Source organism: Kribbella endophytica, from assembly GCF_054781295.1.
The window spans coordinates 3,064,586-3,087,910 of sequence record NZ_BAAGUR010000001.1; the positions used below are offsets into that span (position 1 = coordinate 3,064,586).

General features: G+C 70.5%; 23 protein-coding genes. 14 read left to right on the top strand and 9 right to left on the bottom strand.

Features of this window, described 5'->3' with window-relative positions; all coding sequences use genetic code 11:
- Positions 1–82 precede the first annotated feature (82 nt).
- The 3 genes from ACYVIO_RS14700 to ACYVIO_RS14710 are packed head-to-tail and all read right to left on the bottom strand — an operon-like array spanning position 83 to position 2,495.
- The gene (locus ACYVIO_RS14700) at positions 83–763 is read right to left on the bottom strand and encodes an ABC transporter ATP-binding protein (protein ID WP_460651302.1); all 681 of its coding nucleotides are present in this window, start codon (positions 761–763) and stop codon (positions 83–85) included.
- The gene (locus ACYVIO_RS14705) at positions 760–1,872 is read right to left on the bottom strand and encodes a peptidoglycan-binding protein (RefSeq protein WP_460651303.1); all 1,113 of its coding nucleotides are present in this window, start codon (positions 1,870–1,872) and stop codon (positions 760–762) included. Before ACYVIO_RS14705 ends, ACYVIO_RS14700 begins: the two co-directional genes overlap by 4 nt.
- Complete coding sequence (locus ACYVIO_RS14710) at positions 1,869–2,495, bottom strand: hypothetical protein (protein WP_460651304.1); 627 nt, start codon at positions 2,493–2,495, stop codon at positions 1,869–1,871. The genes ACYVIO_RS14705 and ACYVIO_RS14710 overlap by 4 nt, the downstream gene beginning before the upstream one ends.
- A 117-nt stretch (positions 2,496–2,612) precedes the next feature.
- Here ACYVIO_RS14710 and ACYVIO_RS14715 point away from each other — a divergent pair, with 117 nt between their 5' ends.
- Together ACYVIO_RS14715 and ACYVIO_RS14720 are read left to right on the top strand one after the other, a co-directional pair.
- Entirely contained in the window at positions 2,613–3,728 is a 1,116-nt protein-coding gene (locus ACYVIO_RS14715) for an NAD(+)/NADH kinase (RefSeq protein ID WP_460651305.1), read from the top strand.
- A gap of 40 nt (positions 3,729–3,768) precedes the next feature.
- On the top strand, positions 3,769–4,866 hold the full coding sequence (locus ACYVIO_RS14720; protein ID WP_460651306.1) for a mannose-1-phosphate guanylyltransferase: 1,098 nt from the start codon (positions 3,769–3,771) through the stop codon (positions 4,864–4,866).
- Positions 4,867–4,936: 70 nt separating this feature from the next.
- Here the strand turns inward: ACYVIO_RS14720 and ACYVIO_RS14725 are convergent, their stop codons facing one another.
- The 4 genes from ACYVIO_RS14725 to cofD all read right to left on the bottom strand — a co-directional run bounded on the left by ACYVIO_RS14725 (position 4,937) and on the right by cofD (position 8,311).
- Positions 4,937–5,422 (bottom strand): hypothetical protein, encoded by a 486-nt coding sequence (locus ACYVIO_RS14725; protein WP_460651307.1) that lies wholly within the window; start codon positions 5,420–5,422, stop codon positions 4,937–4,939.
- Positions 5,423–5,558: 136 nt separating this feature from the next.
- Positions 5,559–6,227 (bottom strand): DUF3105 domain-containing protein, encoded by a 669-nt coding sequence (locus ACYVIO_RS14730; protein ID WP_460651308.1) that lies wholly within the window; start codon positions 6,225–6,227, stop codon positions 5,559–5,561.
- A gap of 135 nt (positions 6,228–6,362) precedes the next feature.
- Positions 6,363–7,337 (bottom strand): coenzyme F420-0:L-glutamate ligase, encoded by a 975-nt coding sequence (locus tag ACYVIO_RS14735; RefSeq protein ID WP_460651309.1) that lies wholly within the window; start codon positions 7,335–7,337, stop codon positions 6,363–6,365.
- Entirely contained in the window at positions 7,334–8,311 is a 978-nt protein-coding gene (gene cofD / locus ACYVIO_RS14740; protein WP_460651310.1) for a 2-phospho-L-lactate transferase, read from the bottom strand. The genes ACYVIO_RS14735 and cofD overlap by 4 nt, the downstream gene beginning before the upstream one ends.
- 127 nt (positions 8,312–8,438) lie before the next feature.
- On the opposite strand from cofD, the gene ACYVIO_RS14745 reads away from it, so the two are divergent.
- The 4 genes from ACYVIO_RS14745 to ACYVIO_RS14760 all read left to right on the top strand — a co-directional run bounded on the left by ACYVIO_RS14745 (position 8,439) and on the right by ACYVIO_RS14760 (position 15,025).
- Complete coding sequence (locus tag ACYVIO_RS14745; RefSeq protein WP_460651311.1) at positions 8,439–9,806, top strand: hypothetical protein; 1,368 nt, start codon at positions 8,439–8,441, stop codon at positions 9,804–9,806.
- 353 nt (positions 9,807–10,159) lie between these two features.
- A complete protein-coding gene (locus tag ACYVIO_RS14750) occupies positions 10,160–10,411 on the top strand; it encodes a WhiB family transcriptional regulator (protein ID WP_020389877.1) in 252 nt (83 codons plus the stop codon).
- A 226-nt stretch (positions 10,412–10,637) separates the two neighbouring features.
- Entirely contained in the window at positions 10,638–13,550 is a 2,913-nt protein-coding gene (locus ACYVIO_RS14755; RefSeq protein WP_460651312.1) for a glycosyltransferase, read from the top strand.
- Positions 13,547–15,025 carry a DUF5719 family protein gene (locus tag ACYVIO_RS14760; RefSeq protein WP_460651313.1) on the top strand — a complete coding sequence of 493 codons (1,479 nt, stop codon included), beginning with the start codon at positions 13,547–13,549 and terminating at the stop codon, positions 15,023–15,025. Before ACYVIO_RS14755 ends, ACYVIO_RS14760 begins: the two co-directional genes overlap by 4 nt.
- Before the next feature lies 1 nt (position 15,026).
- Here the strand turns inward: ACYVIO_RS14760 and ACYVIO_RS14765 are convergent, their stop codons facing one another.
- A complete protein-coding gene (locus ACYVIO_RS14765) occupies positions 15,027–15,473 on the bottom strand; it encodes a metallopeptidase family protein (RefSeq protein ID WP_337926074.1) in 447 nt (148 codons plus the stop codon).
- A 31-nt stretch (positions 15,474–15,504) separates the two neighbouring features.
- Between ACYVIO_RS14765 and ACYVIO_RS14770 the strand changes: the two genes are divergently transcribed.
- The 8 genes from ACYVIO_RS14770 to ACYVIO_RS14805 all read left to right on the top strand — a co-directional run bounded on the left by ACYVIO_RS14770 (position 15,505) and on the right by ACYVIO_RS14805 (position 22,784).
- Positions 15,505–15,912, top strand: a complete 408-nt coding sequence (locus ACYVIO_RS14770; protein ID WP_460651314.1) for a DUF3499 domain-containing protein — start codon at positions 15,505–15,507, stop codon at positions 15,910–15,912.
- 94 nt (positions 15,913–16,006) lie between these two features.
- Positions 16,007–17,095 carry a Gfo/Idh/MocA family protein gene (locus ACYVIO_RS14775; RefSeq protein WP_460651315.1) on the top strand — a complete coding sequence of 363 codons (1,089 nt, stop codon included), beginning with the start codon at positions 16,007–16,009 and terminating at the stop codon, positions 17,093–17,095.
- Positions 17,088–17,819: a ThuA domain-containing protein gene (locus ACYVIO_RS14780; protein ID WP_460651316.1), complete on the top strand. Its 732-nt coding sequence runs from the start codon at positions 17,088–17,090 to the stop codon at positions 17,817–17,819. The genes ACYVIO_RS14775 and ACYVIO_RS14780 overlap by 8 nt, the downstream gene beginning before the upstream one ends.
- A gap of 63 nt (positions 17,820–17,882) precedes the next feature.
- Positions 17,883–19,271, top strand: a complete 1,389-nt coding sequence (locus tag ACYVIO_RS14785; RefSeq protein WP_460651317.1) for a phosphomannomutase/phosphoglucomutase — start codon at positions 17,883–17,885, stop codon at positions 19,269–19,271.
- Positions 19,271–19,468 (top strand): Trm112 family protein, encoded by a 198-nt coding sequence (locus ACYVIO_RS14790; protein ID WP_460651318.1) that lies wholly within the window; start codon positions 19,271–19,273, stop codon positions 19,466–19,468. Before ACYVIO_RS14785 ends, ACYVIO_RS14790 begins: the two co-directional genes overlap by 1 nt.
- Entirely contained in the window at positions 19,468–20,544 is a 1,077-nt protein-coding gene (locus ACYVIO_RS14795) for an SIS domain-containing protein (protein WP_460651319.1), read from the top strand. Before ACYVIO_RS14790 ends, ACYVIO_RS14795 begins: the two co-directional genes overlap by 1 nt.
- Before the next feature lie 31 nt (positions 20,545–20,575).
- Positions 20,576–21,784 (top strand): mannose-6-phosphate isomerase, class I, encoded by a 1,209-nt coding sequence (gene manA, locus ACYVIO_RS14800; RefSeq protein WP_460651320.1) that lies wholly within the window; start codon positions 20,576–20,578, stop codon positions 21,782–21,784.
- A gap of 40 nt (positions 21,785–21,824) precedes the next feature.
- Positions 21,825–22,784 (top strand): cation diffusion facilitator family transporter, encoded by a 960-nt coding sequence (locus ACYVIO_RS14805; RefSeq protein WP_460651321.1) that lies wholly within the window; start codon positions 21,825–21,827, stop codon positions 22,782–22,784.
- A gap of 163 nt (positions 22,785–22,947) precedes the next feature.
- Here the strand turns inward: ACYVIO_RS14805 and ACYVIO_RS14810 are convergent, their stop codons facing one another.
- Positions 22,948–23,316 carry a helix-turn-helix domain-containing protein gene (locus tag ACYVIO_RS14810; RefSeq protein WP_184803961.1) on the bottom strand — a complete coding sequence of 123 codons (369 nt, stop codon included), beginning with the start codon at positions 23,314–23,316 and terminating at the stop codon, positions 22,948–22,950.
- Positions 23,317–23,325 lie beyond the last annotated feature (9 nt).

Here is a 23,325-nt window from a genome sequence, read left to right on the forward strand (position 1 = left end):
CCGGCGGCTGCGCTCCGGGCGGCTTCGCGTGCGCTCGCCTTCCGCGCGGCGAAGCCGCTGCGGTTTCGGGGGCGCGGCCCTCTCACCTCCCCACTCCCTCATTCACCAGGCGGCCGTCTCGGACTTCTACTTTTCTCGGGAGTTGGGCGGCGATCTCGCGGTCGTGGGTGATGACGGCGATGGTCGTGCCGGTGGCGTGGAGGGTGGTGAGCAGGCTCAGGACCGCTTGGCCGGTGGCGGTGTCCAGCGCACCGGTCGGCTCGTCGGCTAGGACGAGGGCGGGGTTGTTGACCAGGGCCCGAGCGATGGCGACGCGTTGGCGTTCGCCGCCGGAGAGTTCGTGGGGGCGGTGGGTGGCGCGGTGGCTGAGGCCGACCTTGTCCAGCGCTTCGAGGGCGAGCGGCTTGCGATGGCGGCGCGGCGTACCGGCGTACAGGAGACCGGTGGCGACGTTCTCCGTGGCGGTGTGTCCGTCGGACAGGTGGAACTGCTGGAAGACGAAGCCGATCGAGCGGCCGCGGAGGGCGGAGAGTTGCCGGTCGGACAGTGCGGTGACGTCGTGGCCCTGGAGCTCGACCGTGCCCTCGGTCGGGCGGTCGAGGGTGCCCATCAGGTTGAGCAGCGTGGACTTCCCGGAGCCCGACGGGCCCACGATCGCGAGCAGTTCGCCGGCGTCGATGCGGAGGGAAACGTTGTCGAGGGCACGCACTCCACCGGCGTACTGCTTGACGGCGTTGCGGAGCTCGACCACTGGCGTCGTCATGAGGTTGTCACCACCTTCTGGCCGGCCCGCAGTCCCGCGCCGGTGATCTCGACGTTGCCGTCGGCAAACATTCCGGTCTTCACGCCGACCAGCGACGTACTGGTGCCGTTGACAACCTGTACGGCGTACCCGCCTTCGCGCAGCGCGAGCAGAGCGGCGACCGGTACGACGAGCACGCCCTTGCGGACGGCGCCGGGCACGGTCACGGTCGTCGGGCCGGAGTCGATCCCGTTGGCGGCGGACTGCTGGTCGAGGGCGATCGAGGCGGTCACCTGGGGCTTCTTGCCGCCGTCGGCCGGGCCGCCGTCGCTCGGGGGAGGAGCCGCGTTGGTACTGACGGCGCGGACGGTGCCGGTGGTCGACTTGCCGTTGGGCAGGGTGAGTTTCACCTTCAACCCGGCGCGTACGCCGGCGGTGTCGTCGGCATCGAGCGGGAGCGTGACGAGCTTCTCGGTCGAGGTGACGCCGAGGACGTCGGCCGGGGCGGGGTCGCCGAGAGCCAGGGCGATCGAGTCGACGCGGACGGCGTTGGGGAGGACGACGATCGAGGTGGGGTCGAGGACGCCGGTCTGGTCGAGGTCGAGGGATTTCTGCCAGTGCTTGATGGCGGTCGTCGTCGCTGGGGTGAGCTTGTCGCTGCCGGGTGTGCCGAGGAAGTCGAGGGCGGCGAGGTTTTGTTTGATCACCTTGATGTCGGGACCACTTGGGGGTTTCGGGGGAGGAGGCGGCGGGGTGGTGGGTGGGGTTTTCGGGGGAGGTGTGCCCAGCGTGCGGAAGAGTGGGGTGCTTCCGTAGAAGAGGACGATCGGTTTGTCGTCGACGCGCAGCAGGATGTCGCCGCGGTTGATCGTCGTACCGGGCTTGGGGAGCCAGGTGATGGTGCCGGTCGCGCGGGCCTTCACGGTTTTCTTGCCGCCGTAGCCGAGGTCGCCGGACAGCTCGCGGGCCTGGGACAGATCCGTCCGTTCTATGGCGACGGTCTCCGCTGGACCAGGTCCGTCGGAAGCAACAGCGGCTGCAGGCCGATCCAGCAGCCGGAACGCCAAGTAGCCGCCACCTGCGACCAGCGCGGCCCCGAGCAGGATCGCGGTGACTTTCTTCGAACTCACTTGCCGGCCACCTCGCGCTGGCACTCGGGGGTGAGGTCCATGCCCTTGCGGATCGACTCGGCGTCGTTCTGCGGGCCGCCCAGCGACGGGCCGACGATGCCGCTGTCGGTGCCGGTCGACAGCTCGACGTACTTGACGCCCTTGGTCTTCAGGCACGCCACGACCTTGCGGCCGAAGTCGATCGCGTCCGGGTTCTTCGCGTCGATCTCCCAGGCCGGCAGCGGGAGCTTGTTCGCGCAGGCCGCGTTCGCCTTCTTCGCCTTCGCCGGGTCGGTGGTGCGGCCGCCGCTGCCCAGGACACCGGGCTCCTTCGGCTTGGCCCGCTCCGACAGGACGTCGATGCCGTTGTCCTTCAGGCAGACCAGGTAGCCGTTGTACAGCCGGTCGCGGTCGGCGTCGGTCATGTCGATCCGCTCCCGCGGCCGGCCGGCGTCGGGATCGGTCGCCTGGGTCTGCCCGCTCGGCGTGCCGGAGGACGGCGTGCCGGCGGGCGGCGCGGTGGTCAGCGTGGCGATCTCGGGCGTCTTGTCCGCCGTACCGGCCGAGGCGCCGCCCGAACATCCGGTGGCGAGCACCGCGACCAGCAGCAGCGGGGCCCAGCGGAAGAGTCGTGTCGTGGTCATACCGGCCACCCTGCGATGCGAATGTCAGGGAAATGTCGGCCGTCGGTGGCGATCTTGTCCGGAAGCTTTACGGTGGTGCTGGGCCTACCGGTCCCGCCGTACCCGAAGGAGAACGCCGTGCCCATCAGTCGACTCGGTCTGGTCGTGCACCAGGGCCGCCCGCTGGCCGTCCAGGCGGCCGACGTGGTCCGTGCCTGGTGCAAGGACAACGACATCGGCTGCACCGACATCGACGTCTGGAAGCAGCACGAGGACCGCCGCGGCGGGATGGACGAGCTGCACCACGCGGGCAACCCGGATCTGGTCGTCACGCTCGGTGGCGACGGGACGTTCCTGCGCGGCGCCCGGATCGCGGCGAAGAACGACGCGGCCGTGCTCGGCGTGGATCTCGGCAAGGTCGGGTTCCTGACCGAGGTCGCGTGCAGCGACGTCGAGGCGGCGCTCGAGGCGGTGCACCGCGACGAGGCCACGATCGAGAAGCGGATGACGCTGACGATGCGCGCGTCGCGGGCGCTGGAGATCCCGTCCGGGATCGACGCACTGCTGCGGTACGGGCACGGGCCGGCGTTGCCACCGCCCGCCGTACGGCCGGACGCGGCAGCGAACGGGTGGGGTGTCGCGCTGGATGTGACGGCGCTGAACGACGTCGTACTGGAGAAGCTGGCGCGGGATCACCAGGTCGCGCTTGGGGTGTACCTGTCGGGGCGGCTGCTCGCGTCGTACTCGGCGGATGCGGTGATCGTGGCGACGCCGACGGGCAGTACGGCGTACAGCTTCGCCGCTGGTGGACCGATTCTGTCGCCGAACACGGAGGCGATCGTGTTCACGCCGGTCGCCCCGCACATGACCTTCAACCGCAGCGTCATCGCCGCTCCGGACGAGCCGATCGGCCTGCGGGTGCTGCCGCACTCCGGCCAGGCCGCCGTCAGCATCGACGGTCAGCTGCGCGGTGTGCTCGATCCGGGCGACTGGATCGGCGTCTACGGATCCACCCGCCCGCTGCGATTGGTGCGGCTGCGGCCGACCGACTTCTACGGTCGCCTGCGTGATCGCTTCCGCCTGACCGACGCTCCCGCCACCGGCATCGACGGCGAGTCCGACGCGGTCTGGGTGCCCGGCGGTGCGGAGATTCCCGCCGACATGGCCCACCTGCGCCTCCCACGCGCCACGCCCGAACCCGAACTCCCGCAGGGCGTGGCCTGCGAGGTCCCCGAGGACGACCAGACCAGCTGATGAGGTTGTCTGGTCGCGTGGGCAGGTAGGGTTCTTCCTCATGCGGAACGTGGTGATTCTGGCCGGTGGGTCGGGGACTCGGTTGTGGCCGTTGTCCCGGGCGGACAAGCCCAAGCAGGTGCTGCCGTTGGCGGCGGGGAACTCGTTGCTGCGGGTGGCTTACGACCGGCTGAGTGGGCTGGTCGACCCGGCGAACATCTACGTCTGCACCGTGGCGGCGCACACCGACCTGGTGCGCGAGGAGCTGCCCGAGCTGGGTGAGAACAACATCATCGGCGAGCCGGTCGGGCGCGACACCGCGAACGCGGTCGGCCTCGCGTCGGCCGTGGTGGCGCGCAACGATCCGGACGCCGTCTTGGCGATCGTCGGATCGGACCACCTGATCACGCCCGAGGCCGAGTTCCGGCAGGCGATCGAGAGCGGCTTCGAGCTCGTCGAGCAGCGGCCGCGGTCGCTGGTGACGTTCGGGATCGAGCCGACCCACCCGCACACCGGGCTCGGGTACGTCGAACGCGGCGACGCGATCGACGGTACGGCGGCGTACGTGGTCGACCGGTTCCGCGAGAAGCCGGACCGCGCGACCGCCGAGGAGTACCTGGCCACCGGGCGGTTCTGGTGGAACTCCGGGATGTTCGTCTGGCGGGCCGAGACCGTGCTCAGCGTGCTCGACGCGCTGCTGCCCGAGTCGGCCGCGCAGCTGCGGCAGGTCGCCGCGGTCTGGGACACCCCCGAGCGGGACGCGACGCTGGCCGGGATCTACCCGACGCTGCGCAAGATCTCCGTCGACTACGCCGTGATGGAGCCGGCCTCGCAGGGCAAGGTCGACGCCGACGTGGTGGTCGTCCCGATGCCCGTGCACTGGCTCGACGTCGGCTCCTGGGCCGCGCTGGCCGGCACCTACGAGGTCGATGCCAAGGGCAACCGTCACGACGGCTCGGCGCTCAGCTGCCTGCTCGACTCCAACGACAACGTGATCGTCACCGACGATCCCGACCACCTGATCGCCGCGGTCGGCCTGCGCGGCCACATCATCGTGCACACCCACGACGTCACGATGGTCTGCCCCCTCGCCGACGGCGAACGCGTCAAGGACTTGGTCGCCCAGGTCCAGTCCGACCACGCCGAACGCTACGTCTGAGCTGTATTACGCCGTACCGAACAAAAGGGCACCCGATCCGAGAACCGGGTGCCCTTTCAGGCAGTCAGTTTCACCCGCACGCGAGCCAGCCGCTCCACGCGTTGTTGCGCAGTCGGTTGCAGAAGATGCCGCCGGTGGTGGTGCCGACTTCGAGGTCGATGGTGCCCGGGCTCGGGATGCCGAGGATGTTGATCGATCCGGTGATGTTCGCGCCGCCGAGGCTCTTCCAGCCGGTCGCCGCGATCGTCGTCCCGCCGCGGTACTGGTGAACGGCGTTCCACGCGGAGCGCCCGGGGCTGATCACGAACGTGTGCTGGCGGGTGACCGCACCGTCGGTCCAATAGACGTTGGTCACCGAAGTGCCGCACAGTGCGCTGCCACGGTAAGGGCCGGAGTAAACGGACATTGTCTGGCCGGCGGGACAGTCCAGGTAGTACTCGGCGAGGCGTGGGGCACTCCACGCGGTGCCGGTGGCCTGCGCCGCAGGGACGCAGCCGACAACGGCCAGAACGACAGCGGCGAGAACGCCGGTGAGCAGTTGAATCAGCTTCCGCACTGTGACCTCCTGCATCGGGTGCGCCAAACCTAGGCGCCGACCGCGGGCAGGCGGAAGCAAGTTGCAACTAATGGCAGAAACAGAAGGGCGCCCGATCCGTTGTGGACCGGGCGCTCTCCGCAAGCGGCTGGCTGGATCAGCCGCCGTTCGGCTCCTGGGCGTCCATCGCCGGGTACTTGTCCATGAACTGGGTCAGGGCCTCGCCTGAGACCGAGCCGCAGAACTGGCGGTGGCCGAAGGCCTCCGTGGCGCCCTGGGCGTTGCCGCTCCAGTGGGAGAAGGCGACGTTCTTGCCCTCGGGCCAGGCGGCGCCGTCGCCCTCCTTGAAGGGGGCCGCGATGAACTTGCCGAGCGAGGAGTCGGGCAGCTTCGCCTTGGAGATCTGCTCGATCTGGTCGATCTGGTCCTTCGGCAGGGTGTCGCGGTACCACATGATCGTGTAGCCGTGCTCGAGGTTGTGGACCAGGTTCGGGACCGGCGGGCGGTCGTCCTCGGCGTAGAACTTCTTGCCGAACGGTGCCCAGGTCGCGTAGTGCGGGCCCGACGAGGGCGGCGACACGGGGTACATGATGACCTTGCCGTCCGGCTCGTGGATCTGCGTACCGCTCGCCTTGTCGTCGACGACCTTGTCGCACGAGGCGCCGGAGGCGGCCGTGCCGAACGAGGACAGGGCCTGGTCGCGGGTGCGGGAGTCCTGGATCAGCTTGATCGCCGGGTAGGCGATGATCGCCAGGCCGACCACGATCGAGGCCGCGACGATGAGCAGGGTGCGGCGCTTGTCGGACCGGGCCTGGTCCCGCTGCATCTTCTCTACCATCTCGCGGCGCGACTGCTTCTGCGACGACGCTTTACCCACAGTGATTGGTCTTCCGATCCGGGCGGTCCGGCGCCGCCGTGCGGATGCAGTGTACGCAGCCAGCCTGAGAAGTTGCCTAGAAAACTAGTCCGACCGTGAGCCGAACGTGACCGTCGCCTCACTGCCCGAACCGGTCCGGACGGCGACGCCGTAGCCCTCGGCGTGCAGGAGAACGGCCAGTCTCTCGGCGATGATGCCGACCGCGACCGGGTTCTCGCCGAAGACGACGACCGAGCTCTCCAGCACCTCCAGGTGCACGTCCACGTCGTCCGCGAGTAGCCCGTCCCACAGCGCCGGGTCCACCTCGCGCGGCGCTCCCGGCGCCGTCCGTTCCAGTACGGCGGCCCGCGCGGCCTCACGCGTCCCCAGGCTGAACATGTCGTTCTCCGCGTCGCGCACCAGCGCCCGCGCCCCAGGCCCGTCCTCGCCCACAGCCAGTACGACGTCCGAAAGCCCCCGCAGTACGGCGACCGGCACTCCGTCCGCCTTGCCCTTCACCAGCTCGCCCGCCGACGCGATCTCGTCGGCCACCGCCGGCTCGGTGACGGCCAGCACGTTCCCGTGCGAGTCCGTCGATCCGCGCAGATCCTCCACGACCCGTACGCCGGCCGCTCCGATCGCCAGGTCGGTCTGACCGACCCGCCAGGGCCGCCCGAGGGTGTCCGTGACCACGACGCCGACGTTCACGTCGTACCGGGCCTTCAGAGCGCTACGAAGCTCACGGGCCGACAGGTCAGGGTCGACCGGCAGCAGCAACACCGTCCCCGGCGCCGTGTTCGATGTGTCCGTCCCCGCGGCGGCCATCACCAGCCCGTGCCGGGTCTGCACGATCCGGGTCTCCCCGCGCTGCGCCACGACCCGCACCAGCTCGGCGTCGATCGCGTCCTGCCGCGTGCCGGTGCTGAGGCGGCCCTCCGCCTTGCTGACGATCTTCGACGTCACCGCGACCACGTCGCCGTCCCGCAGGTCGGCCGCCTCGCCGATCAGCGCGGCCAGGTCGTCCCCGGCCGCCACCTCCGGCAGTCCGGTGACCGCGAAGATCTCCAGGTGCTTCCTCATCGGCGTACAGCCTCCGCCAGGCTCAGGGCCGCGTCGGCCATCGCCGCGGTCGTCGTCTCGTCCGTCATCCACAACGGCACGGCCTGGGCGTGAATTCCGGCACCGGCGATCGAGTCCAGCTGGGCGGCGTCGGAGGTGTCGATCAGCCAGCCGTCGATGACGCCGTCGCGGGCGCGGGCGCCGTAGTACCGGGCGACGGCCGAGGCGGTCGACTCGACGCCGACGGCCGCGAGCACCTTGTCGGCCATTCCACGGACCGGACCGGTGCCGATGATCGGCGACAGCCCGATCACCGGGGCCGGGGTGTCCCGGACGGCCTCGCGGATCCCGGGCACGCCGAGGATCGTGCCGACCGAGACCACCGGGTTCGACGGCGGCAGGATCAGCACGTCGCAGCTCGCGATGGCCTCCAGCACGCCGGGCGCCGGCTTGGCCTTCTCGGAGCCGACCGCGACGACCTGGTGCGCGGGCACCTCGGCGTGCAGACGGACCCAGTACTCCTGGAAGTGGATCGCCTTCTTCGCCCCGGGGCTGTCCGGGTCGTCGATCACGACGTGGGTCTCGACCCGGTCGTCACTCATCGGCAGCAGGCGGACCGGCAGCTTCCACCGGCTGCAGAGCGCCTCGGTGACCGCGGTCAGCCCGTACCCGGCGTCCAGCATCTGGGTCCGGACGAGATGGGTCGCCACGTCCCGGTCGCCCAGACCGAACCAGGTCGGCTCCACGCCGTACGCCGCGAGCTCCTCCTTGATCACCCAGGTCTCGTCCTCACGTCCCCATCCGCGCTCCTTGGAGATCCCGTCGCCGAGGGTGTACATCACCGTGTCCAGGTCCGGGCAGACCCGCAGGCCGAACAGGGTGATGTCGTCCGCGGTGTTCCCGATCACCGTGATGTCGGCGTCCGGGCGGGCCTTCAGCAGGCCGCGGAGGAAGGTGGATCCGCCGATGCCACCGGCCAGCACTGTCAATCGCATGGGAAGAGTCTGCACGAGTCGTCAATCGGACGAGCCACCGCACGACTATGCTGCCGTGGGTCCGAAGTGTGTTATCCGTCAGTTGCCTTGAATAATGCACGGCCCCCCAACATCCCGAGGAGCCCTCGTGGTCACCGACGCAACCAAGAAGCTCAGAGAGCCGGTCGCGTACATCCTTCTCGCCTTCGCCGGGCTGGTCGCCCTGGCCTCGCTGCTCCAGCTGTTCGTCGGCGGGGCCGGGTTCACCGCCTCCGCCAGCGGGGTGCGCAACATCCTCACCCCGCTCGAGGTGTCCGGACTGCTGCTCGCCGCGGCGCCCGCCGTCGCGGTGTGGCTGGTGGCGGAAGCGGGCGAGCGCACCCAGAACGCCCGGACCGTCGCGCTGGCCGCGCTGATCATCGTCGGCCTGACCGCGCTGATCGGCCTGGTCACGGTCTTCGCCGTGTTCGGTTCGTCGAGCGACGCCGGCCCGAAGATCGCCGGATTCCTGGTCGGCCTCGGTGGGCTGGCCCTCTACGGCGCCTCCGGCTACTACATCCTCAACATCTTCCAGACGCTGCCCGCCCCGGTGCGCGTCCCGAAGCCGGCCCAGCAGGGCCAGTTCGCCGGCCAGGGCCAGGGTCAGGGTCAGGGTCAGTACGGCGGCCAGTACGGCGCTCAGGGCGGTCAGCAGGGCAACCAGTACGGCGGCCAGCAGGGCCAGCAGTACGGCGCCTACGGCAACCAGTACGAGCAGGGCCAGGGCCAGGCGCAGTACGGCCAGTACGGCGCGGGCGCTGCGACCGGTGCGGCCGCGGGCGCGGCCGGCGGCTACGCGGCGGCTCAGCACGGCGACCAGCAGTGGCCGCAGGAGCAGCAGCAGTGGAGTGGCGCCGAAGCGGGTCAGCAGCAGTGGCCCGCCGGTGACGACCAGCCGCAGGGCGACCAGCAGGCCTGGTCGGCTGCCGAGGCGCAGGGCGTCGAGCCGACCCAGCAGTGGAGCCCCGAGGGGCAGCAGCAGTGGGGTGGCGCCGACGCGCAGGGCCAGCAGTGGCCGCAGGAGCAGCAGCAGTGGGGCGGCGGCGACGCCGGCCAGCAGCAGTGGGGTGGCGCCGAGGCCGCGCAGTACGGCCAGCCGGGTCAGCCCGAGTGGCAGGGCCAGGAGCCGGCGCAGCGCCAGGTCGGTCAGCAGGAGCCCGCTCACGACGGCGGTCTGCACGAGGCCGCCGCGCACGACGTAGCCGAGCAGCCGCAGCACGAGGCCGGTCAGGCCGCGGGCGAGCAGGGCTGGTCGGACCAGAACTGGCAGCAGGGTGGCCAGGCCTGGCAGGGCGAGGAGGCCGCACCGGCCGCTACGCCGCAGGCCCAGCCGGAGGCTGACGCGGCCGACGAAACCCGCGTGGATCCGCGGGTTTCCGAGGCGCAGGCCGACGACCCGAAGGACGACGACCAGCCGCAGCAGCCGGGCGGTCAGGGTCAGGCCGGCCAGCAGGGCTGGTGGTCGCAGCCGTCCTGATCGACGGCCCTGCCGGGCGGTGAATACTGCGGACAACGCATTCCCGCGCGGCAGGATCGTGCCAATCCTGGAACGGTTTCCGGTGGTTGACACCGCAGTGAAGAGTCCGAGAGGCCTGTGCACACAGGCCTCTCGTTCTTTTGCAGCCGTGTTGCGGATACCGCCAATAGCAGACCACGGCTTGACTTTCGTGGATTGCAGGAATGTAATTTCAACCGTGTCGTTCGTTGGACACTCGGTATCGGGGACCGTTGCAGAGCGCAGGACGGACGAGGTCAGGCATGTGGTCCGCAAACCCACATGTACAGGGGAACGAACAGGGTCGAGGAGGTCGTACCGTGACAGAAACGCTGATGGCGATTGTCGACGGTGAGGCGATCGAGGAGGAGCCGAACTGGCAGGAACGGGCGCTGTGCGCCCAGACCGACCCAGAGGCTTTCTTCCCGGAGAAAGGCGGTTCCACCCGCGAGGCGAAGAAGGTCTGCCTCGGTTGTGACGTCCGGGGCGAGTGCCTCGAGTACGCACTGCAGAACGACGAGCGCTTCGGGATCTGGGGCGGGCTGTCGGAGCGGGAACGCCGCAAGCTGAAGAAGAAGGCCGTCTAGACACCCACGGATCGACGGGCGTGGTGCCCTGCCACCCCGCCGTCGCCGCTGCGTGTCAGTAGTGAAACAAGTGAACACAGACTTCCGCGTGAGGCCCCGGCCGGACTCTGTCCACCGGGGCCCGCGGCTGTGTACAGGGGCCTTCGCACTTCGCGTAAGGTGAGACCTCGCCGTGACCTCCGGGCCGCGGCAGGCCGATCCTTCCCCTTGAGGTGCAGCGCTCCTGATGGAACCCGAAGCTCCGGCCGGCTGGGACTTTTTCGACGCCGTCGACTTCCCGACCGGACTCACCACCGACCCCATGGGTCGCGCGCCGGTCCGGCACGTCGTCACCGCTGTCGTGGTCGGGCACGAGGGCGCCGCCTGGCTGCCTCGCCTGACCGAGGCCCTGTGGGCGATGGCCCGCCGTCCCGACCGACTGATCGCGATCGACACCGGTTCCACCGACGACACCGCCCAGTTGCTGGCCGAGATGCCCGGCGTCGAGCCGGTGGTCAGCCTGTCCGCCCGGACCGGGTTCGGCACGGCGGTCACCCGCGGCCTGGAAGCGGTCGGGTTCGCGCCGATCCCGTCCGCGGTCGGCCCGTACGGCGACGACGGCAACACCCCGGTCGTCGAGTGGCTCTGGCTGCTGCACGACGACTGCGCGCCGGCCCCCAAGGCACTCGAACAATTGTTGCTTCAGGCCACTTTATCGCCGGAGACGGGGATCTGGGGACCGAAGCTGCGGCTCTGGCCGCGCGACCGCGAACTGCTCGAGGTCGGTGTCAGCACGTCGCTCGGCGGCCGGCGCGACACCGGCATCGAAGCCGGCGAGCTCGACCAGGGCCAGCACGACCAGCCGCGGCAGGTGCTCTCGGTGAGCTCCGCCGGCATGCTGGTCCGCCGCGACGTCTGGGAGACGCTGCACGGGTTCGACCCGCGGCTGCCGATGTTCCGCGACGACCTCGACTTCGGCTGGCGGGCCAGCCGCGCGGGCTTCCGCGTCGGCGTCGCGCCGGACGCGGTCATCTACCACGCACAGGCCGCGGCGACCGGCGAGCGTGCACTGGCGGGCACCCGTCGGCACGCGTACCAGCTGGACCGCGCCCATGCGTACTACACCGTCCTGGCCAACGCGCCGGGCAAGCTGCTGCCGCTGCTGATTCTGCGCTTCCTGATGGGGACGGTTGTTCGCTCGGCCTGGTTCCTGATCGGCAAGACGCCGTCCGGCGCGGTCGACGAGTGGACCGCCCTGCTCGGCACGGTGCTGGCCGGCGGCTGGACCCAAGCTCGCAAGGATCGCCGCCGCCTCGACAAGGTCCCGTACGACGACATCAAGGGACTGTTCTCCCGGTCCGTGCACGCGCTGCGGCACAACCTGGAGGAGACCGGAAGCACGATCTCCGAGCGGCTGCGTGAAGCCTGGGCCGACGAGCCCGAGGAGCAGGCGCCGACCTCGGCCCGCCGGGCCAAGAGCACGGCCCGGGTCGCGGTCGACCAGCCGCGCTGGCGCCGGCAGCTGATCCGCCGGCCGTTCCTGGTCGCGTGGGTCGTGCTCGCGATCGGCGCGATCGTCGCCGCTCGCGACCTGATCGGCGGCGGCGTTCTCCGGTCCAACCTGATGCTTCCCCCGCACGAGAGCCTCGCGTCCTTGTGGCACGCGGCGGCCGCCGCACCGGACGGCGTCACGCCGCCGGCCTGGCTGGCGCAGTTCTGGGCGTTGTCGACGGTGACGTTCGGCCCGTCCGGCGCGACGAACCTGCTGCTGCTCGGGGCGATCCCGCTGGCCGCCCTGGCTGCGTGGGCGTTGCTGCGGGCGTTCGTCGTCGACCGGGTCGCCCGCGCGTGGGGCGCTTCGGCGTACGGGCTGGCGGTGTTCACGAACGGTGCGATCTCGCAGGGCCGGATCGGGACCGTGGTGGCGGCGATCGTGCTGCCGCTGCTCGGTGCTGCCGTGCACACGGTCGCGCGACGCCGGCGTGTGGTCATCCAGGGCAGCTGGCGAGCCGCGTGGTTCGCGGGAATCTGCCAGGCCGTCCTGTTCGCCTTCACTCCGGCACTCGGTCTGCTGGTCGGGATCGCGCTGGTCGTCGGAGGCGTGCTCGGTCTTGGCTGGCGTCGTCAGGGTCGGCAGCTGGTGTTCTCGGTGGTGCTCGGCCTGCTGCTGGTGCTGCCTTGGACCATCCAGCTGGTGCTGCACCCGTCACGTCTCGGCCAAGAGGCCGGCGGTCCGCCGACCTCAGGAGTTGGCCCGGGCGAGAGCCTGGCCAACCTGCTCACCGGTACGCCGGTTGGGGCGCCCACGCCGTGGTGGTTCGCCGTACCGCTCATCGTGGTCGCTCTGCTGGCCCTGACGCGCGAGACGCGGCAGCGGTACGAGCTGGTCGGCTGGTTCGCCGCACTGGCCGGACTGGCCGGGACGCTGATCGCCAGCCGCCTCGGTGGCGGCAGCGGTCCGCTGATGTTCCTGATGACGGCCGGCTGGATCATGACGGTCACCGTCGCCTGGGACTCGGTCGGCAAGTCGTCCGACCTGATCGCCCGGGGCGTGCTCGGTGTGGTGCTGGTGGCCTCGGTCGTGACGGCCGGGTTCTGGCTCGTGCGCGGTGACGACGGGCCGCTGTGGCGTGGACCGGCGCAGGACCTTCCGGCGTACCTGGTCTCCTCGCAAGGACCACCGCAGAACGCGTCGATCCTGGTCGTCCGCAAGGACCCGACCAGCGCGACCCGGTTCTCGCTGGTGCGTGAGGGCGGGCCGCGGATGGGTGCGCTCGAGGCGGCGCCGAAGCCCGAGCAGACCAAGCCGATCACGGACGTGCTGTCCGCGCTCGGCGGCGGTGGCACGGGTGAGGAAGGGCGGCAGCTCGCCGCGCTCGCCGTCGACTACGTGTACCTGCCGGCGCCGGTCGATCCGACGTTGATGTCGACGCTGGACTCGCTGCCCGGCCTGACCCGGGCCAGCGCCGCCGACAACGACGCGTCCTGGCTCGTCGACCGGACCAAGATCGAGGGCAAGACCCCGATCGAGGCCACGGTCCGCAGCCTGTGGCGGGTGCTCGGGATCATCGGCTGGCTGATCGCCCTGATCTTCTGCCTGCCGAGCGCGCGGCGGACCGTCGCCGTACCGCACGGCACCCACGCCCGGAGGAGCTCGTGACCGGCCTGCTGTCCGACCTCAAGTTCCGGATCGGCGCCTGCGTGCTGGCGCTGGCCCTGGCCGGCGGCGTCGGCGTCGTGACGAAGCCGAAGGCCGCGACGACCCGCACCGAGGGCGTCGAGGTGCCGGCCCGGACCGTCGTGAACCGAGCGGCTCTGGCCTGCCCGGTGCCGGGCGCGGGCGTGAAGACGCAGAGCCAGGTCAGCGCGGTCGCGCCGACACTTCCGGACGGTACGCCGACCGCGGCCGGTGACGAGGCGCCGCTGTCGATCTCCCCGCTGGACACGACCGCGAACCCGGTCGGCTCGGTGCTCACCCGCGGCCGGATCGCCACGACGGCACCGAGCAGCAAGCTCACGAGCCTCGGTATCCAGGGCACCGGCCCGCTCGCGGCCGGTACGGCGGCTACCGCGACCACGACGGCGCCCGAGGGTGTGAACCGCGGCATGGCCAGCGTTCCGTGCGTCGTACCGGGGTCGGACTTCTGGTTCGTCGGTGCGTCCGGCGCGACTGGTCGGCGCGACGTTCTGGTCCTGACCAACCTGGACAGCATCAACGCCGAGGTCAACGTCACTCTGTTCGGTCCCGCCGGGCAGCTGGATGCGCCGAACGCGCGTGGCGTCGTCGTACCGGCGCGGGGGACGACCGAGATCTACCTCGGCCAGGTCGCGGCGGGTCAGCGCGATCTGGCGCTGCACGTCGAGTCGACCGGTGGTCGAGTCGCTCCGGCCGTCCGCGACAACGCGACCAACGGCAAGATCCCGGCCGGTGTGGACTGGCTGAACCAGTCGGCGACGCCGGCGGAGAAGATCGTCGTACCGGCGATCGCTCCGGGTGGTGGCGTGCGGATCCTGACCGTCGCCAACCCGACCGACCTGCAGGCGACGGCGAACATCACCGTCAACGGGCCGAACGGGCCGTTCAAGCCCGCCGGGCTGTCGACGATGCAGATCCCGGCCGGGTCGGTGAAGGTGATCCGGCTGGAGAAGGTGCTGCACGGCGAAGCGTCCGCGGTCACGATCACGTCGGATCAGCCGGTGACGGCGTCGGCGCGGGTGACGGACTCGACGGTCCGGGAGTTCGCGTCGATCGGCGCGACCGAGCCGTTGCGCGGCCCGGCGTACCTGGTGCTGCCGGCGCACACGCAGCCCGCGGTGCTGCAGGTGACCGCGCCGGGGGAGACCGCCGGCGTCAAGTTCGAGCTGCGGGACGCGGCGAACAAGATGGTCCAGGCGCGGTCGGTGGATCTGGTCGGTGGCGCGACGACGCTGATCACGTTCAAGCCGCAGGCCAAGCCGACGTACCTGATGGTCGAGGAGCTGCGTGGGGACATCGTCGCCGGCGTCACGCTGATGCCGGCCGCCAAGCCGGACGAGGACGACGTCCCGCAGGTCGCCGTCTGGCCGCTGACGACGTCGTTGGTCTTCCGCGCTCAGCTCGGCGCCCAGCCGGATGTGGGCGCCGCCCTGAAGTAGGTCAGTCCTCTTCGGCGTCGAAGTCCGGGTCGATCTGTTCCGGGGACAACGCCAGTACGTCGGCCAGCTCGAGCACCAGCGCCGAGCGGACCAGCCAGGCCAGCCCGGCGCCGGAGCGTTCGGCGCGGAGCTCGATCGGGCGGCGGAAGACGACGATCCGGTACGGCTCGTGCGACGTGCCGCCGGTGGAGTGGGTGAGCGGGATCTCGCCCGCGTGGGCGTCCAGGTTCGGCACGTCCTCGATCGCGAACTCGACCCGGGCCACCACCTGCGGCAGCCGTTTCTCCAGGCGGGTCACCTCGATCGCGACCACCTCGTCGAACTGCGCTGCGGTGGACCGCTGCAGCGGGAGTCCGCGCGGCGCGAAGCTGCTCGGCCGGCTGATCGGCCCGAGCATGCCCCGGCCGTGCCGGTCGATGTGTCTGCGATGACGGCGAGCCTCGGTCACGCGCTCAGCCTAGTGGGGGTAACGTCTGGTCGTGAGCATCGCCAGGATCTGTTCGCGCGCCGCCTGTCATCGGCCGGCGGTGTCGACGCTCACGTACGTGTACGCCGACTCCACCTGCGTCCTCGGCCCGCTGGCCACCTACGCCGAACCCCACTGTTACGACCTCTGCGCCGACCACGCCGACCGGCTGACCGCGCCGAACGGCTGGGAAGTGATCCGGCTCGCTCCGGATCCGGCCGCCGCGGGTCCTTCGTCCGACGATCTCGAAGCGCTGGCCAACGCCGTACGGGAAGCTGCCCGGCCGTTGCCACCGCGCGACACCGGCCGTCCCGGCTCCACCACGCCCGGTGCGCCGGTCGAGGTCGCGCGCCGTGGGCACCTCCGGATGCTCCAGGACCCGAGCAGCACGCAGAACCACGGCAACACCGAGCAGGGCTGATTTCCCCATTCAGTGGGGAAATGCTGTTCGAACGTGTTTCGTAGCGTGGGATGAGGTTGACCGCGTCGTCAGGTACTGACAAGACTCCTGACCTGTGAACGATCAAAAACTACGGGTCGGAGTGGTCGGTCTCGGCTTTGCCGGGCGGACCGCACTCGAAGCGTTCTCGGAGCTGCCGGACGTCGAGGTGGTGGCGCTGGCCGGGCTGGAGAAGGACATCCTGGCCGAGCTCGGCGAGAAGCACCGGGTACCTCATCTCTACGAGAAGTGGGAGGACCTCCTGCAGGACGGCGGCCTGGACGCCGTCAGCATCGGTACGCCGACGCAGCTGCACGCCCCGATCGCGCTGGCCGCGCTGGAGCAGGGGCTGCACGTGCTCTGCGAGAAGCCGCTGGCCCGCACGGTCGACGAGGGCGAGCAGATGGTCGCGGCCTCGAAGAAGGCCGGCAAGGTGCTCAAGGTGATCTTCAACCACCGCGAGCGCGGCGACGTCGCGGCGCTGAAGCACCAGATCGACGAGGGCCAGCTCGGCCGGATCTACTACGCCAAGGCGCACTGGATGCGCCGCAACGGCATCCCCGGCATGGGCGGCTGGTTCACCAACCGCGAGCTGTCCGGCGGCGGCCCGCTGATCGACCTCGGCGTGCACATTCTGGACCTGGCGCTGCACCTGATGAGCGAGCCGGTGATCACCACCGTCACGGCGGACACGTTCGCCGAGCTCGGCCCGCGTGGCCGGGGCAGTGCGAGCAGCACGATCCGGCCGACCGTCGACACGCTCGGCTCGAAGTTCGAGGTCGAGGACCTGGCCACGGCGTACCTGCGGCTCGAGGGCGGCGGCGCGCTGCAGCTCGAGACCAGCTGGGCGACGTACCGGGCACCTGGTGACAACTTCGGCATCGAGCTGTTCGGCACCGAGGGCGGCGCCAAGATCGAGGTGCAGAACTACACCACCACCGACACGCTGCGGATCTTCACCGACGTCGGCGGCGTACCGGCCGAGGTCCGTCCGGCCACCGGTGCCGGGCTCGGTCACCGGGCGGTGGTCAGCGAGTTCGTCGCGATCGTCCGGGCCGGCGACTGGACTGCCCACAACGGCTCGGAGGCTCTGCTCCGGACCCAGGTCATCGACGCCTGCTACGCCTCGGCGAAGGCGGGACGAGAGGTTGTGCTCAATGGTTAACGTCACGGTGTGGGGCGAGAACGTCCACGACCAGCGCGACGCGTCGGTCCAGAAGGTCTACCCCGACACGATGCACGAGACGATCGCGGCCGCCGTCCGGGCGCAGCTCGGCGACGACGTGAACGTGCGGACCGCCTGGCTGCAGCAGGAGGAGCACGGCCTGACCGAGGAGGTGCTCGCCGACACCGACGTGCTCACCTGGTGGGGTCACGCCGCGCACGGCGACGTCGACGACGCGATCGTCGACCGGGTGCAGCAGCACGTGCTGTCCGGCATGGGCCTGATCGCGCTGCACTCGGCGCACTTCTCGAAGATCTTCATCAAGCTGATGGGGACGACCTGCTCGCTGGACTGGCGGTCGGAGAACGACCGCGAGCTGCTCTGGACCGTCGCGGCCGGGCACCCGATCGCGCAGGGGGTCCCGCACCCGCTGGTGATCGAGCGCGAGGAGATGTACGGCGAGCTGTTCGACATCCCGCAGCCGGACGAGCTGGTGTTCGTCAGCTCGTTCTCCGGTGGCGAGGTGTTCCGCTCGGGCTGCTGCTACCGCCGCGGTCAGGGCCGGGTGTTCTACTTCCGGCCGGGCGACCAGGAGTACCCGACGTACCACCAGCCGGGAGTCCAGACGATCCTCGGCAACGCGGTCCGCTGGGCGGCGCCCACCAGTCCGCGCCAGCTCCCGACCGTGCACCACCGCAAGAACCCGGGCTGGTTCGAGAACTGAGTTGTCCACAGCTGAGGCGTGCCTGGTGAGCCGGGCACGCCTCGGGCCGGATAAAGTCCGGGCATGGTTGACGTAAGTGCCATCTTCAAGGCGTACGACGTACGCGGGGTCGTCCCCGACCAGTTCGACGAGGCGGTGGCCCGGGCGACCGGTGCCGCGTTCGTCGAGGTGCTGGACGTGCTCGCCGGTCCAGGGGCGGTCGTGATCGGCTACGACATGCGCCCCTCCAGCCCGGCGCTGGCGGCCGCGTTCGCCGAGGGCGCGGCCAGCACCGGGGTCGACGTGATCGACATCGGCCTGGCCTCGACCGACATGCTGTACTTCGCCTCCGGGCGGCTCCAGCTGCCCGGCGCGATGTTCACCGCGAGCCACAACCCGGCCCAGTACAACGGGATCAAGATGTGTCGGTCCGGCGCCTCGCCGGTCGGCGCGGAGTCCGGGCTGCGCGACATCGCGGACCTGGTCGCCAAGACCGTCGACGAGCCGATCCCGAGCGTCCCGGCGCCCGGCAAGGTGACCCGCAAGAACCTGCTCACGGCGTACGCCGACCATCTGAACGACCTGGTCGACCTGAGCGGCATCCGCCCGCTGAAGGTCGTCGTCGACGCCGGCAACGGGATGGGCGGGCACACCGTGCCGGCCGTCTTCGCCACCGGCCCGGTCGAGATCGTGCCGATGTACTTCGAGCTCGACGGCAACTTCCCGAACCACGAGGCCAACCCGCTCGACCCGAAGAACCTGGTCGACCTGCAGGCCAAGGTCGTCGAGGTCGGCGCCGATCTCGGGCTCGCCTTCGACGGCGACGCGGACCGCTGCTTCGTCATCGACGAGCTCGGCATGCCGATCTCGCCGAGCGCGGTGACCGGCGCGGTCGCCGTACGGGAGCTGGCCAAGCATCCCGGCTCCGCGGTGATCCACAACCTGATCACCTCCAAGGCGGTGCCGGAGCTGATCACCGAGCACGGCGGCACGCCGGTCCGGGCGCGGGTCGGGCACTCGTTCATCAAGCAGCAGATGGCCGAGACCGACGCTGTCTTCGGCGGCGAGCACTCGGCGCACTACTACTTCCGCGACTTCTGGCGCGCAGACACCGGCATGCTGGCCGCGCTGCACGTGCTGGCCGCGCTGGGTGAGCAGGACAAGCCGGCCAGCGAGCTGTTCGCCGAGTACGAGCGGTACGTGGCCTCCGGCGAGATCAACAGCCGGGTCGAGAACGCGGCCGCCACGGTCGCCGCGATCGAGGACACCTACGGCGGCCGGGACGGGACTACCGTTGACCATCTGGACGGTCTGACGGTGGACGCGGGACAGTGGTGGTTCAACGTCCGCGCGTCCAACACCGAGCCGCTGCTGCGGCTGAACGTCGAGGCCGGGGACGCCGCCACCATGGAGCGTGTCCGGGACGAAGTACTGGCCCTGATCACCGGTGCACCGGTGGAGGAGAAGAACTGATGGCAGTGAACCTGGACCCCGACCTCCTGAGCATCCTGGTCTGTCCGAAGTGCCGGTCGGAGTTCCGCGTGGACGACGAGGCGAACGAACTGGTCTGCACCAACGCCGGCTGTGCGCTGGCCTACCCGGTGCGCGACGACATCCCCGTGCTGCTGATCGACGAAGCGCGTGAGACCAAAGAGGCCGAAACCCACTGATGAGCTCCTTCGACGACTCGCGGCTGGACGACCCCGCCGCCCTCGAGGCGACCGACCACCTGCTGCGCCGGCTCGCCGGTGCCGGAGCCCGCGTCCGGGCCGAGATCGACGCCGCCGAGGAGGTGCTGTCGAAGCTCGACTCCGACGGCTTCCGCCCGCGTGCGATCGTCGCTGCCGGCCGGGACGCCCGCCTGGTGCGCGCGGTGCTGGAGCCGGTTTGCCCGGTGCCGTTCGTTGCGTGGCCTGGTCCCGGCCTGCCGGGCTGGACGGGTCCGCTCGACCTGGTGATCGTGCTCGGTGGCAATGCCGCTGACCAGGAGGCCATGTCCGCCGCCTCCGAGGCCGTACGACGGGGCAGCGGCCTGATGGTCGCCTGCCCGGAGGACTCGCCGATCGCCCAGGCCTCGGCCGGCTCGCGGCACGCGATCCGCCTGCCGTCGCAGTCCGACGACCAGCTGGCCGCGGCTGTCGCCGTACTGCAGGGTCTGCACCAGATGGAGCTCGGCCCGGTCGTCGACGCCAAGGCCGTCGCGACGCTGCTGGACGACGTCGCGATCGAGTGCTCGCCGAACAACGACGTCGCGTCGAACCCGGCCAAGGACCTGTCGCTGATGCTGGCCGACGCGATGCCGCTGGTCTGGGGTGGATCCGTCCTGGCCGCCCGTGCCGCGCGTCGTGTCGTCGAGGCGCTCCGGCTGGCCAGTGGCCGTCCGGCGCTCGCCGCCGATGCTGGCCACCTGCTGCCGGTGCTGAACCAGCCGCCGCGTGACCTGTTCGCCGACCCGTTCGACCAGGGAGACGATCTGCGTCCTGGCCTGGTCATCCTGGACGACGGCGTCGACGACCCGGGCGTGGCCGAGCACCGCCGTCAGCTCGAGGAGAAGGCGGAGCGCAACGACGTTCGCGTGCACGTGGTCACCCAGGCCAGCGGCACCGACATCGCGCGTTACGCGGCGCTCACCCAGCACGGCCGGTACGCCGCGGCGTACCTCGGCATCGGTCTGGGCCGGTACGGGACCGAGGCGACCGAGACCCCGATCGTCCCGGGCAACCCGGCTGTCGACCCGGCTTGGTGATCGACGGTATGAGTGAGGCTTGGGTGACGGCGTGGTAGCTCGACTGTCCAACACCGTCCGCGACTACGCGTGGGGATCGCCGACCGCGATCCCGGCGCTGCTCGGGGTCGAGCCGGACGGCAAGCCCCAGGCCGAGTTGTGGATGGGCGCGCACGAGTCGGCGCCGTCGGTGCTGCCGTCGGGGGAGTCGCTGTACGACCTGGTCTCGTCCTCGCCGTCTGACGTTCTGGGCGCGGAGACGGCCGAGCGGTTCGACGGGCGTTTCCCCTTCCTGGCCAAGATCCTGGCCGCGGCGCAGCCGTTGTCGATCCAGGCGCACCCGTCGCCTGAGCAGGCCGTCGACGGGTACAAGCGCGACGAGGAGGCCGGGATCCCGCGGGACGCGGCCGACCGCAACTACAAGGACTCGTGGCCGAAGCCGGAGATCCTGATCGCGCTCGAGCCGTTCGACGCGCTGGTCGGGTTCCGGCCGTTGGAGCGGACGGTCGCGTTGCTCGAAGCGCTGGGTGCCGTGGGGCTCGAGGAGCTGACCGCTTCGCTGCGGGACGGCAAGCTGCGCGAGGCGTTCACGGAGTTCATGAGCAGCGACCGGGATGCCATCCGTCCGTTGGTCGCCGCTCTGGGCGAAGCCTGTGAGGCGTACGTCGGGCGCGTTCACGCGGGCGGCGACGCCGACGCTCCCGGCGGGGAGTTCTTCGTCGAGGCGGAGACGATCGCGCGACTTGCGGCTGACTTCCCCGATGATCCAGGGGTGCTCGCGGCCCTGCTGCTCAACCGGGTCCGGCTGGAGCGGTTCGAGTCGGTGTACCTGCCGGCGGGGAACGTGCACGCCTACCTGCGCGGGACCGGGTTCGAGGTGATGGCCAACTCGGACAACGTGCTCCGGGGCGGTCTGACCAGCAAGCACATCGACGTACCGGAACTGGTCTCGGTGATCGACTTCGAGCCGCTGGCCGACCCGCTGCTGCGCGGCACGGTCGTCGCGCCCGGAGTGACGGCGTACGAGACCGGCAGCCCGTACTTCGCCGTACGGCGGGTGGATCTCGGCGGCGACGCTGTCGTCGTACCGGCCGACGGTGCGCGGATCGTCGCGGTGGTGGACGGTGACGTCACGGTGGGTGCCGAGGGCACCGATGAGACCGAAGCGTTGTCCGGTGGGCAGTCCGCGTTCCTCGCAGGACCCGAGGGACCCTGTAACCTGCGTGGTTCCGGCACGGCGTTCGTCGTGTCCGCTCGCTGATCTTTTGTGGCCCCCCTGAGTTGCTGGAGGACTGACCGACATGGCTGGTGGCGGTAACAAGGCCGTCGTCGCGGCACTGCTGGCGAACACCGGAATCGCGATCACCAAGTTCGCCGCCTGGGGCCTGACCCAGTCGGCCTCGATGCTGGCCGAGGCGATCCACTCGCTCGCCGACGCCGGCAACCAGGTGCTGCTGCTGGTCGGCGCCAAGCGCGCCAAGCGCCAGGCCGACGAGCTGCACCAGTTCGGCTTCGGCCGGGAACGCTACGTGTACTCGTTCATCGTCGCGATCGTGCTGTTCAGCGTCGGTGGGTTGTTCGCGCTGTACGAGGGCTACCACAAGATCCACGACCCGCACGGGATCGACAACTGGAAGTGGGTCCCGGTCGTCGTGCTGGTGGCCGCGATCGTCATGGAGTCGTTCTCGTTCCGGACCGCGATCGTCGAGGCGAACAAGGTCCGCGGGCACGTCTCGTGGACCCGGTTCATCCGCAACGCGCGGTCGCCGGAACTGCCGGTGATCCTGCTCGAGGACTTCGCCGCGCTCACCGGCCTGGTGCTGGCGCTGATCGGTGTCGTCCTAACGCTTGCCACCGGCAACGGTGTGTTCGACGGCGCGGGTTCGATGGCGATCGGCGCGCTGCTGGTCGTGGTCGCGATCTTCCTGGCGATCGAGATGAAGTCCCTGCTGCTCGGCGAGTCCGCGACCCGCGAGGCGCAGCAGAAGATCGTCGCGGCGATCGAGAGCGTCCCCGGCGTCCAGAAGCTGATCCACATCAAGACGCTGCACCTCGGGCCTGAAGAGGTTCTGGTCGCCGCCAAGGTCGCCGTCGAGCCGGGCGCCGACGCCGCTGCTGTCGCGGCGACGATCAACGCCGCCGAGATTGCGGTCCGCGAGGCCGAGCCGATGTCGCAGCACATCTACCTGGAGCCGGACATCTACGTCGAGGGCTACGTGCGCGAAGAGCGCCCGGCTGTGCCTGAGGCTCCTTCGCACTGAGCACGATCCCAGAACCGCCGGTCGCCGTCGCGACCGGCGGTTCTGTGGTGAAAGCGGAGGGGCCGGGAGCCGCGCCGCGGTGGTGAGCGGGGGAGCGGACGCCGGCGGAGCCTGGCGCTCGGGGCGTGCCGCTCCCTCCCCCTCCCCCTCCCCCTTCCCCCCGTCAGCGGGGCCGGTGGGCTGGGGGTGGGAGGACGCCCGATCGGCCTAGCCAGCGGAGGGCTCTTTCCCTGTCGATCTCGGCGGGGCTGGGGGGTGTGGTGAGGCGGCCGGTGCGGTAGCCGAGGTTGCGGAGGTCTGCGGCTACCGACGGTTCGGCCAGGGCTTTCAGGGCGAAGGCCAGGGCGGCGGGGGTTACGTCGTACCGGTGCTCGAGCTCGAGGGCGAGCTTGACGGCGGCGAGGTCGCGGTCGTCGTACTGGCGTTGGGCGGTACGGCTGGTTCGGGTGCGCGGGAGCAGGCCGAGCGTCTCGCGGTAGCGGAGCATCCGGGCGGTCGTGCCCAGGAGTTTGGCGGCCTCGGTGATGCGCATGGCGACATC